Annotated in this window: 2 protein-coding genes and 1 pseudogene; all 3 read left to right on the top strand. The window is 39.4% G+C overall.

From position 1 onward, the window contains the following. Positions 1-90 precede the first annotated feature (90 nt). Positions 91-3,978 (top strand): annotated as a pseudogene (locus ACQW03_RS25570) (amino acid adenylation domain-containing protein); the annotation flags it as partial. A gap of 66 nt (positions 3,979-4,044) precedes the next feature. After that, positions 4,045-8,511, top strand: coding sequence for an amino acid adenylation domain-containing protein (locus ACQW03_RS25565; RefSeq protein WP_441952785.1), 4,467 nt, complete (start codon positions 4,045-4,047; stop codon positions 8,509-8,511). 45 nt (positions 8,512-8,556) lie between these two features. Further along, entirely contained in the window at positions 8,557-16,977 is an 8,421-nt protein-coding gene (locus ACQW03_RS25560) for an amino acid adenylation domain-containing protein (protein ID WP_441952675.1), read from the top strand. Positions 16,978-16,986 lie beyond the last annotated feature (9 nt).

The raw sequence follows: 16,986 nt of genomic DNA, 5'->3' as shown, positions 1-16,986 counted from the left end.
GTTAATTAAAATTAACTGCACTTCTAAAATTTGTAATCAATACAAATCAGGGCTATTATTTCAAAAACAATTTACAGGAGGGGAAAAGCTTTGGAATTTACACAACAAGAGTTATTTTGGAACAGTGTATTTAGTAAGAGTGATCAGATAACCAAAATTCCGTATTATACAATTAGAAAACAACAATCAATTGATAATAAATCAGTTCAAATTATTAGTTCTAAATTTTCTAATACATTGTCAGACCGCATTATGAAAATCACTAAACAAACAGACATAGCCTTATTTTTAGTGTTATTAACTGGAGTAGATATTTTATTGTATCAGTATACAAATAATCAGACCATAATTCTTGGTGCTTCTTCTATGAATCATGATATGCCTGGAAAAGTTATATTACTGAAAAGCACTTTAGACGAAAAAACTCATTTTAAATCCTTGTTTAATCAAAATAAACTATTACTAAATGAAGTGATAAATAATCAAAATATTCCTTTTAGAAAACTGACTCACACTCTGGACATCGAGTATACTACAGACAACTCTCCTATTATTAATACTTTAATCTCTTTAAGAGAAATTCACTCATCCAGTATATTAAAAATCAAAAATCATATAGCTAATGATCTTCATTTCGACTTTAGTTTAGAGAATGATTCTATTAAGATTGATCTTCATTTTAATAATGATCTGTATGATGAAATCACCCTTCTGAAATTATTGGAGAATTTAGAACATATTTTATCAGTTGTTTTATCCAATCCTGAATTTAAGGTACATAATTTAGAAAATATAACGGAAAATCAGTGTTTTGAACTTTTAAATTCGAATAATACAGCAACTGATTATCCGAAAGACACACCTGTGTATCGGCTGTTTGAGGAGCAAGTGAAGCGGACGCCAACGCACCCAGCTGTCATGTTTGGGGCTCAGCAATGGACGTATCAAGAACTGAATGAACGGGCAAATCAATTGGCTCATACTTTACAGGCTGAAGGGGTGCAACCCGACCAGTTAGTCGGCATTATTGCACGTCACAGTATTGAGTTAGTGGTTGCTATTTTGGCCGTTCACAAAGCAGGAGGTGCCTATGTCCCTATCGATCCTGAATACCCAGCAGAACGGATTCGGTATATGCTGGATGACTCAGGAGCACAGTGGGTCTTAACCGAGGATGCCAGCTTACTTTCTGAAGCTTACCAGGGTCATGTTCTGCTCCTTCAAGAAGAGACTTCGTATCAGGAGCACAAAGACAACCTGACAGAAACCAGTGATTCTCACAATCTGGCCTATGTGATCTATACTTCTGGATCAACAGGCCGCCCTAAAGGGGTGTTGATTGAACACCAAGGATTAACTAACTATATCTGCTGGGCTAGTGATGTGTATGTTCAAGGTGAGAAGACAAACTTTGCTTTGTATTCATCGATTTCGTTTGATTTAACTGTCACCTCGATCTTTACGCCACTAGTAACAGGCAACACGATGGTGATTTACGATGGAGCCGATAAAGCCGCCTTGATTCCAAACATTATGAAAGATCGTCGAGTAGATTTGATCAAGCTGACGCCTGCTCACTTGCATATTGTCAATGAGCTAAACCTGGGAGCTCAGAGCGCTATTAGCAAAATGATTGTAGGTGGCGAAAGTCTGAGCAGTCAGCTGGCTCAGCAAATTACGAAGCAGTTCCAGGGTAAAGTAACTATTTACAATGAGTACGGACCCACAGAGACAGTGGTGGGCTGTGCGATCTATGAATATAACCCTGCAGAACAGGAACGAGAGGCCGTTCCGATTGGAACACCTGCGGCCAACACTGAAATCTATATTTTGGACGATCGGTTGAAGCTAGTTCCGATGGGAGCCGTTGGACAGATCTATATTGCGGGAGATGGAGTAGCACGGGGCTACTTGAATCGTCCAGAACTTACAGCAGATCGCTTTGTCGATCATCCGTTCCAGCCGGGAAGAAAGATGTATAAAGCTGGCGACCTAGCTCGGTGGTTGCCGGATAGCAATCTTGAATACCTGGGTCGAACGGATGACCAGGTGAAGATACGCGGATACCGCATTGAGCTTGGAGAAATCGAGCTGCGGATATTGAAAGTAGCTGCTGTACAAGAAGCGACGGTCATCGTACGCGAGAAAGATGGCTTAAAGCAGCTTTGTGCCTACTATGTAGCCAAAGAACAGCTGACGGTTCGTCAGCTACGTGAAGCACTGGCTTGTGAGTTACCAGAGTACATGATTCCTTCCTACTTTGTGCAGATGGAGCGGATGCCACTGACTGCAAACGGGAAAGTGGATCGGAAGAACTTACCGGCACCGGAAGAGCAGCTAGTGACTGGCACGATGTATGTGGCCCCTCGAACAGAAGCTGAACACGTACTGGCGGAGGTTTGGCAAAGTGTGCTGGGTATCAACCAAGTGGGCATGGAAGATAACTTCTTTGAGCTGGGTGGTGACTCCATCAAAGCGATTCAGGTTTCTTCCCGTCTCTTCCAAGCGGGCTATAAAGTGGAAATGAAACATCTGTTTGCTTATCCAACCGTAGCTGCGCTGAGTCCTTATATGGAGAAGGTGACTCGTCAAGCTGAACAAGGAGCCATTCAAGGTGAAGTTACGTTAACTCCGATTCAGCGTTGGTTTTTTGATCGTAAAGTATCAGAAGTGCGTCACTTTAACCAGGCGCTGACCTTTTATCGCGTTGAACGTTTTGAGGAACATTTTTTACGTCAAACTATGCATAAGCTAGTCGAACACCATGATGCTTTGCGGATGGTCTTCCTTCCAGCAGAACAGGCAGCTGGATACCAAGCTTGGAACCAGACGATCGAAGACAGTGCCCTGTATCACTTGGAGCATCATGATTTCCGTGAGTGTGCCGATCCTTCTGCAGCTGTTGAGACTGCTGCTACCCAGATTCAAAGCAGCATGTCACTAGAGAATGGCCCGCTCGTTCGACTCGGATGGTTCCAGTGTGCTGATGGAGATCACCTGCTTATTGCTATCCATCACTTGGTAGTCGATGGAGTCTCATGGCGCATTCTACTCGAAGACTTTGCCAGTGCCTACGAGCAAGCGGTTGCTGGAAAAGAGATCGAACTCCCCCAGAAGACAGACTCTTTTCAGCTGTGGGCCGATCAGCTCTCGACCTATGCGAAAAGCGAAGCTCTAAGCCAAGAGAAAGCTTACTGGGTAGAGGTCGAGTCACGCGAAACCGGACGGCTGCCAAAAGACCGGGAAGCCGCGGAGCATCTGCTGCAAGATAGTGAAGTGGTGAGTGTAGTATGGAGCGAGGCAGAAACCGAACAGCTGCTCAAGCAGACCCACCAGGCGTACCGGACCGAGATCAATGATCTCTTACTTACTGCGCTGGGCATGACGGTACATGAGTGGACCGGGATGGAAGCGATCCGAATCAATCTGGAAGGACATGGCCGTGAGCAGATACTGGAGGACGTGGATATTAGCCGAACCGTAGGCTGGTTTACCAGTCAGTTTCCGGTTGTCTTACCCATGGCTCCTGGGAACACCCTCGGTCGACGCATCAAACAGGTGAAAGAAGAACTCCGCCAGATTCCCAATAAGGGAATGGGCTATGGGTTGCTACGCTACCTGGGGGATCAGGAAGACGTATGGTGGAAAGAAAGCCCAGAGGTTAGCTTTAACTACCTCGGACAGTTTGATCGAGACTTAGAGAACAGCGGGCTTTCTTCCTCTAGCTACTCAAGTGGAGAGAGTGAAAGTCAGCGTCACGAACGGAGCTATGTACTTGATATCAATGGGATGATTGCCGATGGCTGTTTGACACTCGAGATCAGTTATAGCCGGAAGCAGTATGAACCAGAGACGATCGAGCAGCTGGGAGAGCGATTGAAGCAGCACCTAAGCACCTTGATTGCCCACTGTGTCAGTCAAGAGAGCAGGGAGCTGACGCCAAGCGATGTGACCTTACAAGGAATTGGGATTGAGGAGCTGGAGGCACTGGTTGAGCAAACCGCAGATCAGGGAGAGATTGAAGAGGTTTATCCGCTGACCCCGATGCAAAAAGGGATGCTGTTTCATAGCTTGCTGGATCCAGAATCGGGAGCTTATTTTGAGCAGGCGACCTTTGAGGTGGAAGGTGAGCTGCATCTGGAAGCCTTCCAAAGCAGTCTCAATCAACTGGTACAGCGGCATGCCATTTTCCGGACTAGCTTTGTAAGCACAGCCAAAGATGAGCTGGTACAAGTGGTCTTTAGCCAACGGCCGTGGAAGATCCATTTTGAAGATCTCCGGCATTTAGGAAGCGAAGAGCAACAGGGATGGATCAATGGCTACTCTCAACAAGAACAGAAGCAGGGCTTTCAGCTAGAAGAAGACATGCTTATGCGGATGGGGATATTCCAGCGAGAAGAGGAGCAGTTCTCCGTGGTTTGGAGTTTCCATCACATCCTAATGGACGGTTGGTGTCTGCCACTGGTAACCCAGGAGGTCTTCGAACGATATGATGCCATTCAGCAAGGAAAAACACTGACCTTCCAAGAAGTGACGCCATACAAAGAATATATCAGCTGGTTAGAAAACCAAGATAAGCAGATGGCAAGTGCTTATTGGGAAGAGTATTTACATGGATACGAAGGCCAAACTGTTTTACCAATTCTTCCGGAAGAGACCGTGGTAGCGCAACACTCCAATCAATCTCAAACCACTAAAATGGTATACAGCCTAGGAAAAGAGCTGAGTACTCAGCTTAAAGAGCTGGCGAAAAAACATCAAGTTACCTTAAATACAGTAATGCAAGCGGCCTGGGGAATTATGCTTCAAAAATATAATGGAAGCCAAGACGTTGTGTTCGGAAGTGTAGTGGCGGGACGACCTGAAGAAATTCCTTCGGTAGAAAGCATGATTGGATTATTTAGTAATACAATCCCTGTACGAGTAAAAAATGAGAAGACAACTGGCTTTAATGAAGTCATGAAAATGATACAAGAGCAAGCTTTGCAATCGCACGACTATGCAACGTATCCATTGTATGAAATCCAAGCAAAAACAGATCAAAAGCAAGATCTGATTTCGCATATTATGATCTTTGAGAATTATCCAATAAGTGAAAGTTCTATAAATAGTATTAGTATTTCAAATATCAAAATGCTAGAAGAAACTAATTATAAACTAAATATCATAGTTGTACCAGAAAATGAAATAGAAATACAACTTCAATTTGACTTAAATCACTATACTACTAAAAGCATTAATGAAATCAAAAAACACTGGATAAAATTATTAAAAGATATTGTTACCAATTCATATGAACCGGTGGAACGCTATTCTTTAATTTCCGAAGAAGAGCTAAGCCAATTCTTAGAAACAATAAATAGAAACCAAATTGACTATTCTAGCCAAACTCTCCAGCAGCTATTTGAAGAAAAAGTAGTGAGTATTCCAGAAAAAACTGCGGTTGTCTTTAGAAATCAAAAATTGAGCTATACAGAACTAAATGAGAAAGCTAACCAGCTAGCAAGAACTCTCATGTTAAAGGGAGTAGAGCGTGGAGATTTTGTTGGATTAATGGTGGAACGTTCTTTAGAAACAATGATAGGTATTTTAGCGATATTAAAAACTGGAGCAGCTTATGTACCAATTGATCCAGAATATCCTACTGAAAGAATTTCCTACATTATAAAAATGTCATATTCAAAAGTATTGCTAACTCAGTTACATCTTAAAGAAAAAGTATATTTTGAAGGAGAATATCTTTTTTTAGACGATCTTTCTAATTATTACGGTAATAGTAGCAATATTTCACTAGATACTTCACCTAATGATTTAGCATATATTATTTTCACTTCCGGTTCGACTGGAAACCCTAAAGGAGTAGCGATTGAACACCACTCTGTAAGTAATTTTCTAGAGGAGTTAGACAGACGAGATCCAAACTCTAAAAATAATAGGCTTCTTCAAAAAACATCTATTTCTTTTGATGCCTCTATTTGGGAACTCTTTTGGTGGATGAAGAAAGAAGGTTCCTTATATATGTTAGAGAGTGGAAAAGAGAAAGATCCAAGTTATTTAGTGAGGGCAGTTCAAGACTATAAGATTACACACTTAGAGTTTGTACCTTCTATGTTAAATGCTTTCTTGAGCTATCTAGAAGATAACCCGGAAATACAACTACCTTCTTTACAATACATTTCTGTAGGTGGAGAAGCGTTAAGTACTCCATTAGTAGAAAGATTCCATAGAAATTTGGGACAAAGTTATGAAGCTGTTCTTTATAACACTTATGGACCAACAGAAACAACGGTTGAAGTAATCAGCTATATGTGCTCACCGAATGATGATATCAGGAAAAATATTCCAATAGGTAAACCTAACTTAAATACAGAAGTTTATATTTTAAATGGAAATCAAGAAATGCAGCCAGTAGGAGTACCAGGAGAATTACTTATTGGAGGACCAGGATTATCACGTGGTTATTTGAATAATCCTGAAATAACGCAAGAAAGATTTATAAATAATCCCTTTAAAAATATTTATCCTAATCTGAGTGAAAGGATTTATAAGACTGGCGACTTAGCTCGATGGTTGCCAGATGGTAATCTTGAATATCTTGGCCGGACGGATGATCAGGTGAAAATACGCGGATACCGCATTGAGTTAGGAGAAATCGAGCTGAGGATATTGAAAGTCGCTGATGTGCAAGAAGCGACAGTCGTCGTTCGCGAGAAAGATGGTTTGAAGCAGCTTTGTGCTTACTATGTAGCCAAAAAACAGCTGACGGTTCGTCAGCTACGTGAAGCGCTAGCTAGTGAGCTGCCCGAGTATATGATTCCTTCGTACTTTGTGCAGTTGAAGCAGATGCCACTGACTGCAAACGGGAAGGTAGATCGGAAGAGCCTGCCAGCACCTGAAGAGCAGCTCGTGACAGGAACAGCCTATGTGGCACCTCGGACTGAAGTTGAACAACGATTAGCCCAAATTTGGCAAGACGTACTGCATCTCAATCAAATGAACGTTTTGGATAACTTCTTTGACATTGGAGGTCATTCTCTTCGAGCAACGACTTTAGCATCTAAAATTCGTAAGGCATTCAATATTGAACTTACAATTCGAGAGATCTTCCAATATCCAACGATTGAGCAGTTAGCAGAGCAACTGCAAACACGTCATCAAGCTGAATTCTCAATACCAGTCACGAGATTGCAGGAATACTATCCATTATCTTCTGCGCAGAAACGAATGTATGTGCTGAGTCAAACGAAGGGGGGAGAGCTCAGTTACAATATGCCGGGGGCTCTTTATATGGAAGGAAATATTGATGTATCTCAGCTGGAACAAGCATTTTGTACACTGATTCAACGTCATGAATCTTTACGTACAAGCTTTGAGATGTTCGAAGGTAAACCCGTTCAACGAATACATGAGCAGGTCAACTTTAAAGTCGAACAGTACCAAATGTCTGAAGTTGAGGTTGAACAAGCAATCAACCAGTTTGTACGCAGTTTTGTTTTACAGGAAGCTCCCCTGCTAAGAGTAAGCGTTATTCATGTGGGATTAGAACGATCTATTTTACTATTCGATATGCATCATATCATTTCTGATGGTGTTTCGATCAATATCATTATTCAGGAATTTATTCAGCTTTATAAAGGAGAAGAACTGGTTCCGTTACAGCGGCAATACAAAGACTATGCATGTTGGCAAAATGAGCAGCTGCATAGTGAAGCTATGAAAAAGCATGAAGCCTACTGGTTACGCTTATTAGATGGCGATCTACCGCAAGGAGAACTCCCTATAGATTATGAGCGACCAAATGCTAGAAGCTATGAGGGTGAAATCTTAGAGTTTCATGTAGATGAAAACCTGACAGAAAAGCTACAGTTAGTAGCCAATGAATCAGGGACAACACTGTATATGATTCTACTGGCTGCTTATAGTGTGCTGCTAGCCAAATATAGTGGAGAAGAAGATGTAATTATCGGTACACCAATTGCGGGAAGAACAGCAGCCGAAGTTGAGCCGATCGTAGGAATGTTTGTTAATACGCTTGCTTTACGTACCCAGCCAACCGGGGATAAAACATTTGCTGGCTATCTCCAAGAAGTTAAAGCAACACTGCTGCAAGCGTACGAGCATCAGGAATATCCATTTGAAGAACTTATTCAAAAAGTTCAGGCCAAACGACAAAGCAACCGGAGTATGCTATTTGACACAATGTTAGTTTTACAAAATACCGAAGAGGCAATGATCGAGATTCCAGGATTAACTCTTCAGCCCTACAAGCGAAATAAAATAGAGGCAAAGTTCGATCTAACGCTATATGTAACGCCAGAGCAAAACCAGCTTACCTGCAACTTTGAGTTTGCTACGAAATTGTTTAGAAATACAAGTGTTAAAAAGTTATCAAATGACTATATTTATATATTGTCTGAATTATCAAATAATATCCATAATAACTTACTAAACATTGAGCTTAAAGAAATTGTTAAAGAGGAATCATTGGGATTAATTGAGATAAACATCTAATTTCTTTGTAATGTAAAAGATAATTTTCTGAAATGAGGTAGAATAATGAGTTTATTTCATAACGAAGAACTTTATTGGGACAATAAGTTCAATGAAAATGAACAATTTTCCCAACTCCCGATAAATAAAGTTAGAATTAAAGATTCAACTGTTGAAGAAGATAACTCTCTTATTTTTATGCTACCGTCCCATGTTTCTAGTCAATTGTTAAAGCTTTCCCAAAATTCAGAAATGGCAATTTTATTACTTTTACTTACAGGTGTTAATTCTCTTTTCTACAAATATATAAATGAAGAAAGTATAGTTTTAGGGGTGCCCATTTTAGATACCCATAGAGAGGTATTTACCTTTGCAGGTGAAATTCTACCATTGAAAGTCGAAACATCAAGTGAAGCTACTTTTAGATCACTATTGAAAGAAGTAAATAGTTCTTTCAATGAATCTATAAAGAACCAAAACCTGCCTTTCCTTAAAATGATAAAAAACTTGCAAATCACTTATTCTAATGACCAACTACCTATTGTTGATACAGTTGTAGCTTTTAAAGGTCTACACAGTATCAATTTTAAACAACATATAAAAACCAATACTCTATTTTATTTCTTTAAAGAAAATGAGAATATTGGGGTCGAATTAATTTTCAGTACTCAAAAGTATACTAAAGATTTTTTAAGTAGAATGTTAGAACACTTAGCAAAAATATTAGCAGATACATTGGAAACACCTACAAAACTAGTTGGCGAAATTGAACTGTTAACTGAAGGTGATAAAAAAGATTTACTATCAATTCTAAACACTAACCAAGCAGACTATCCAAGAAGCAAAACTATTCATGCCTTGTTTGAGGAACAAGTGATCTGTACTCCCAACCTCATTGCTGTGGTTTGTGAAGATCAAAGTCTAACTTATCTGGAGTTAAATCATCGAGCTAATCAGTTGGCACGTACGCTTCAGCAACAGAATATTTCGTCCGATCGGCTGATAGGTCTCCTTGCAGATCGTTCCTTACATTCCGTCGTTGGTATGCTCGCCATCTTGAAAGCCGGAGGCGCCTATGTCCCTATTGATCCAGAATATCCAGCTGAACGTATTGCTTATATTTTGGAAGACTCCGGCATAGACTTATTGCTCGCCTCTCAAACCATGACAGTCCCAGAGTCTTTCACTGGAACAGTCATTAATTTAGATCTTCCAGGTGTTTATCAAGAAGATGTAACAAACTTGAATCTAGCCTCTTCACCTGCTGATCTTGCTTATGTCATTTATACATCAGGGACTACAGGTAAACCAAAGGGAACACTGATTGAACACAAAAATATTGTTCGCTTGTTCTTTAACAGTGAAAACTTGTTTGACTTCCATGAGCATGATACATGGACATTGTTTCATTCCTTCTGCTTTGATTTTTCAGTATGGGAGATGTATGGTGCCCTGCTTTACGGAGGAAAGTTAGTTATTGTTCCTTCGTTAACAGCTAAGAATCCACAACAGTTCTTACAATTGCTTCGTCACGAGGGTGTGACTATTTTAAATCAAACTCCAACATACTTTTATCAAGTAATTCAGCAAGAATTACTTGATAAGCAGCATAACCTGAAGTTGAGAAAAATTATTTTTGGTGGAGAAGCGCTTAGTCCATTGCTGTTAAAAGAATGGAAAGACATCTATCCAAAGACACAGCTTATCAACATGTATGGAATTACGGAAACGACCGTCCATGTGACATACAAGGAAATTACAGAAGTAGAAATGATGGAAGGGCGTAGCAATATCGGGAAACCTATTCCTACCTTGCAGGCGTATATCTTAAACGATCAGCTTCAACTTCAACCAGCCTTGGTTTCTGGAGAACTTTATATCGCTGGGGAGGGACTAGCACGTGGATATCTCCATCGTCCAGAGCTTACAGCAGAGCGATTCATCACTCACCCTTTTATTGAAGGAGAGCGGTTATATAAGACTGGGGACTTAGCGCGCATGTTACCTGATGGAAACTTGGAGTATTTAGGAAGAGCAGACCATCAAGTGAAAATCCGTGGATACCGAATTGAGCTAGGCGAAGTGGAGCTGCAGCTTTTGAAAGTGCCAGCAGTTCAGGAAGGGATTGTCATGGTTCATGAAGACACAGAAGGACAAAAGCAGCTATGTGCTTATTTTGTAGCAAGCCAGCAGTTGACCGTCCACCAACTTAGAGAAGCCTTGGCCAAAGAATTACCGACCTACATGATTCCTTCCTACTTTGTGCAGCTGGAGCGGATGCCACTAACCGCAAACGGGAAAGTGGATCGGAAGAGCCTGCCAGCACCGGAAGAGCAGCTAGTGACTGGCACGATGTATGTGGCCCCTCGAACAGAAGCTGAACACGTACTGGCGGAGGTTTGGCAAAGTGTGCTGGGTATCAACCAAGTGGGCATGGAAGATAACTTCTTTGAGCTGGGTGGTGACTCCATCAAAGCGATTCAGGTTTCTTCCCGTCTCTTCCAAGCGGGCTATAAAATAGAAATGAAGCATTTGTTTGCTTATCCAACGATAGCTGCCTTGAGTCCTTATATGGAGAAGGTGACTCGTCAAGCTGAACAAGGAGCCATTCAGGGTGAAGTGACTTTAACTCCGATTCAGCGTTGGTTTTTTGAGTATAACTTTGAAGCCACTAGTCATTATAACCAAAGTGTCATGATCCATCATAAAGATCGCTTAGAGGAAAAGCCATTAAGCGAAGCCTTAACTAAACTAGTCGAACATCATGATACTTTGCGGATGGTCTTCCTTCCAGTAGAACAGGTAGCAGGCTATCAAGCCTGGAACCAGGCCATCGAAGACAGTGCCTTGTATCACTTGGAGCATCATGATTTTCGCGAGTGGGCTGATCCTTCAGCAGTCATTGAGGCAACGGCTACTCAGATTCAAAGCAGCATGTCGCTCGAGAATGGACCACTGGTTCGACTCGGATGGTTCCAGTGTGCAGATGGCGATCATCTGCTGATTGCCATCCATCACTTGGTGGTCGATGGCATCTCCTGGCGCATCCTACTCGAAGACTTTGCCAGTGCCTACGAGCAAGCGGTAGCTGGAAAAGAGATCGAGCTGCCACAGAAAACCGATTCGTTCCAGCTGTGGGCCGATCAGCTCTCGACCTATGCGAAAAGCGAAGCTCTAAGCCAAGAGAAAGCCTACTGGGTAGAGGTTGAGTCACGCGAAACCGGACGGTTGCCAAAAGACCGGGAAGCCGCGGAGCATCTGCTGCAAGATAGTGAAGTTTTGACTGTGGTGTGGAGCCAAGCAGAAACGGAGCAGTTACTCAAACAGACCCACCAGGCTTACCGGACCGAGATCAATGATCTTTTACTGACTGCGCTAGGTATGACGGTACAGGAGTGGACCGGGATGGAAGCGATCCGAATCAATCTAGAGGGGCATGGACGAGAGCAGATACTGGAGGACGTGGATATTAGCCGAACCGTAGGCTGGTTTACCAGTCAGTTTCCAGTTGTCTTGCCCATGACTCCTGGGGACACCCTCGGTCGGCGCATTAAACGGGTGAAAGAAGAGCTCCGACAGATTCCCAATAAGGGTATTGGTTATGGACTGCTCCGCTACCTGGGGAATCCGAAAGACACCTGGTGGAAAGAGAGTCCAGAGATTAGCTTTAACTACCTCGGACAGTTTGACCAAGACTTAGAGAATAGCGGGCTTTCTTCCTCTTGTTATTCAAGTGGAGAGAGTGAAAGTCAGCGTCACGAACGGAGCTATGTACTTGATATCAATGGGATGATCGCCGATGGTTATTTGACGCTCGGGATCAGTTATAGCCGGAAGCAGTATGAACCAGAGACGATCGAGCAACTGGGAGAACGATTCCAGCAGCACCTAAGCGCCTTGATTGCTCACTGTGTAAGCCAAGAGAACAGTGAGTTAACGCCAAGCGATGTGACCTTACAAGGAATTGGGATTGAGGAGCTAGAGGCACTGGTTGAGCAAACAGCCAATCAGGGAGAGATTGAGGATGTCTATCCACTGACACCCATGCAAAAAGGGATGCTGTTTCATAGTTTGCTGGATCCGGAATCAGGAGCTTATTTTGAGCAGGCGACCTTTGAGGTGGAAGGCGAGCTACATTTGGAGGCATTCCAAAGCAGTTTAAATCAGCTGGTCCAGCGGCATGCCATTTTCCGGACTAATTTTATTAACTGTTGGAATGAAGATTATATACAGGTAGTTTTCAAACAAAGAAAAGTAAGCTTAAACTATATAGATTTTCGTAACTGCTCTAAAAACGAAATTTCAGACTTGGTTACAAAAAACATTATTAAGGATAAAAACAGAAAATTTAATCTACAAAAAGATGATCTTATAAGAATGACTATTATACAGGTGGGAGAAAAAAATTACCAATTTATTTGGAGTTTTCATCATATCCTAATGGACGGCTGGTGTGTGCCTATTGTTGTGAGCGAGATATTCAATCAGTATTTTGCACATATTGAAGGTAGAATAGCTCAAGTCTCTAAAAATTCTTCATACAGAGATTATATCGAATGGCTAAATAGTAAGAGTCAAGAGGAAGCATTAACTTATTGGAAAGAATATTTAAAAGATTACGAAGGACAAGCTACTTTGCCTTCTTTAAAAATGAGAGAAATTAAAGGTGAAAAGCCTTCTCTTAATAATAAAACATTCAATTTAGGAAAAGAACTAACTACTAAATTGAAACAATTGTCTTACAAATACCAAGTTACCGTTAATGTAATAATGCAAGCAGCTTGGGGGATTCTACTTCAGAAATATAATGCTAATCAAGACGTTGTCTTTGGGAGTGTAGTTTCTGGACGTCCAGAAGAACTGCGAGGAATTGAAAATATGGTAGGACTATTCATTAACACTATTCCTACTAGAATAGCTTGCCAAAAAAATGATCTGTTTTCCGAAATAGTGAAAGTTCAACAGCAAGCTGCCATTAAATCACATGATTATGATTATTATCCTCTGTATGAAATACAAACTCATACTGAACAAAAACAACATTTAATCTCTAACTTGATGGTTTTTGAAAATTATCCTATAGATAATTTTGTAGAGACCAATGCTACAACAAGCTCAGATTTACTGAAAGTTAAAAATCAGTCGATGAGTGAACAGACAAGTTATGATTTTAATATTATTATAATACCTGGAGAAAATATACAAATACATTTTTTGTATAACAATGATATTTATCAACCAAGTGATACTAATAGATTTAAATGTCATCTATTAAACTTATTAGAAGAAATTTCGATAAATCCAGACATTAAAGTAAGCCAGTTAAGTTTACTGAATGAGGAAGAAAATGAATCAATAAAAGGTTTTGTTAATCCCTATGGAAGTTATAATTTTGACCAGACTATTCATAATCTTTTTGAAATTGAGGCTAACTTAGCAAAAGATAATACAGCTATTGTATATAAAGATAAGCATGTAACTTATGGAGAGTTAAATTCGAAATCAAATCAACTAGCAAGAGTGCTTATAGAAAAAGGGGTAGAAATTAATGATTTAGTGGCATTTATAAGTGATCGTTCAGACGAAATGCTAGTTATATTGCTAGCTATATTAAAAGCAGGTGCAGCCTTTTTACCAGTGGATCCATCACTTCCTACAGAAAGAATTTCATACATTCTAAAAGACAGCTGCACTAAATTTTTGATCTGCTTAAAAGATGACTGCTTACTCGATGAGTTTAAAGAAGACATCATTTTTATCAACTATCTAGATGCTCAATCAAAAATAAATAGTAATCTTAGTCTTAAAAATGAAGTTACTGATCTAATGTATATGATTTACACTTCAGGCACTACAGGTTACCCCAAAGGTGTATTGCTTGAACATAAAACTTTAGTCAACCTAATAACTCATCAAATGAAATATACAAACTTATTATTTAATAAAACCTTGCAATTTGCAGCTTTAAGTTTTGATGTTTGTTACCAAGAAATTTTTTCAACATTATTATCTGGAGGGATTTTGTATATCGTCGATGAAGAAACAAAGCAGGATATCTATAAATTAAGTGAATTCATTCAAGAGAATAAAATTCAAACAATATTTTTTCCGACTGCTTTTTTTAAATTAATCGGTACAGATAAAAATTATATGGAATCAATAGGCAAGTCAGTAGATTATATTATAACTGCCGGAGAGCAGTTGATTATATCACCTATCACATTCCAGCTAATTAATGCTAACAATATAAAACTATATAATCACTATGGTCCTTCTGAGTCTCATGTTATAAGCATGTTGGAAATTGATCCTGAGAACTTCATTGAAATACCATCTATCGGTAAACCGATATCTAATAACCAAATTTATATACTAGATAAAAATAAATTAGAACTACCTATCGGTGTAACAGGAGAGCTATATTTATCTGGTATGAACTTAGCTAGGGGTTATCATAACAGAGCTGATTTAAATCAAACCAGCTTTTTGAATCATTTGTATGATAACAATAAGAAGATGTACAAAACAGGTGATTTAGGACGCTGGCTTCCTGATGGTAATATTGAATACTTAGGAAGAAGCGATACTCAAGTGAAAATTAGAGGATACAGAATAGAAATTAGTGAAATAGAAGCACAGTTGCTAAAATTTCATTCTATCTCTGAAGCCGTAGTAATGACAAAAGATTTAAATCAACAGAAAGAGCTATGTGCTTATTTTATAGCTGATCATCAAGTCAATATAAGTGATCTTAGGGACACACTAAGCAACCAATTACCGGAATATATGATTCCAAGCTATTTTGTACAACTCCAAGGTATGCCAGTAACACACAATGGAAAAATTGACCGAAGAAAGCTTCCAGAAATACAAGGATTAATAAGCGAACAACAACAAATTATAACGCCAAAAACTGAATTAGAAGAACAACTATTATCAATTTGGCAGACAATACTAAATAAAAATATTAGCCTTACTGATAATTTCTTTGAGATGGGTGGACATTCTCTAAAGGCTACAGAATTGCTATTAAAACTTCGAAAAGATGTCCAAGTTGAGATAACTTTAAAAGACATTTTTAAATATCCTACTGTTGCACAGCTTACAAAATTTATAGAAAAAATAGAAAATAAGCATAATGAAACTATTCCCAAAGTAGGGCTTAGTGAATCTTATCCGCTATCTTCTGCTCAAAAAAGGATGTATGTCCTTAGTCAGTTAGAGGGTGCTGAGTTAACTTATAATATGCCGGGAATCTTTCAACTTACAGGAGATGTTAACTATGAACTTCTACAGAATGCTTTTAACCAACTCATATACCGTCATGATTCTTTAAGAACAGGGTTTGACGTAATTAATGGTGAACCCAAGCAATTTATATATACACAAGTCAAATTTGAGATAGAAAATCATAATAAAGCGCAGCACTTAAATGAACAGATACAAAAATTAATCAAACCATTCGATTTAAAGAAGGCTCCCTTATTAAGGGTACATTTGATTCATTTAGATGATAACAAATGCATTTTATTCATAGATATGCATCATATTATCTCAGATGGTGTGTCTATGGATATTTTGATGAACGAGTTACTTAAATTCTATAACGGTGAAAAAGTAGACGAATTAGAAATTCAATATAAAGATTATGCTTGTTGGCAACAAAGTCAAATTATAAATGAAGAACTCCAGAAACAGAGAGAATATTGGTTAAGCGTTTATGAACAGCCTCTAACTAATACCGATTTACCGATCGATTATCAAAGACAAGCAAGTCAAGGATACGAAGGGAAGACATCCGAAATTACAATTGACTATGACACTATTGGTAAATTAAAAAAACTAGAGATTGCAACTCGCTCTACAGCTTTTATGGTATATCTGGCTGCTTATACTGTTCTTTTAGCTAAATATTCTGGTGAAGAGGACGTTATTGTCGGTACCCCTATTGCTGGAAGAACTCAGCCTGAACTGCAATCTGTTATCGGAATGTTCGTTAATACTCTAGCTTTAAGAAATTATCCTAAACAGGAAAAAAGTTTCTTAGAATATTTAAGCGATGTAAAAGAAAATATTCTTAAAGCCTATGCGAACCAGAACTTCCCGTTCGAAGAACTGGTACAAGAATTGAAAATTTCAAGAAAAGAAGAGCGGAATCCTCTTTTTGATTCAATGTTTAGTTTGCAGAATAATATTGATTCAAAAATTGAACTAGAAAACCTAAAAATTGAACCTATGGAAGTAGACATACCGCAGCTTGCTAAATTCGACTTGACTTTGTATATCAATATACAGCCTAAAACAGTTCATGTATCTTTCGAATACAGAACAAGTCTGTTCAAAGAAACAATGATCAAAAATGTCCAAGAAGATTATTTGAAAATATTGAGGGAGGTTTCAACAAATCCAAGTGTAAGACTACAGGACATACATTTAGATGAGAATGCTGTTAATGACACATTTGACAACATAAAACTAATTTTTTGACTTTCTATT

This window comes from Paenibacillus sp. DRB1-1, assembly GCF_052119485.1.
GTDB classification, from domain to species: Bacteria; Bacillota; Bacilli; order Paenibacillales; family Paenibacillaceae; genus Paenibacillus; species Paenibacillus polymyxa_B.
This window is presented reverse-complemented; position numbering and strand designations above follow the sequence as displayed.

Excerpts from the sequence above, each read along its gene's own strand:
- ACQW03_RS25565 (WP_441952785.1), top strand. The coding sequence starts at position 4,045 with ATGCAAAAAGGGATGCTGTTTCATAGCTTGCTGGATCCAGAATCGGGA.
- ACQW03_RS25560 (WP_441952675.1), top strand. The coding sequence starts at position 8,557 with ATGAGTTTATTTCATAACGAAGAACTTTATTGGGACAATAAGTTCAAT.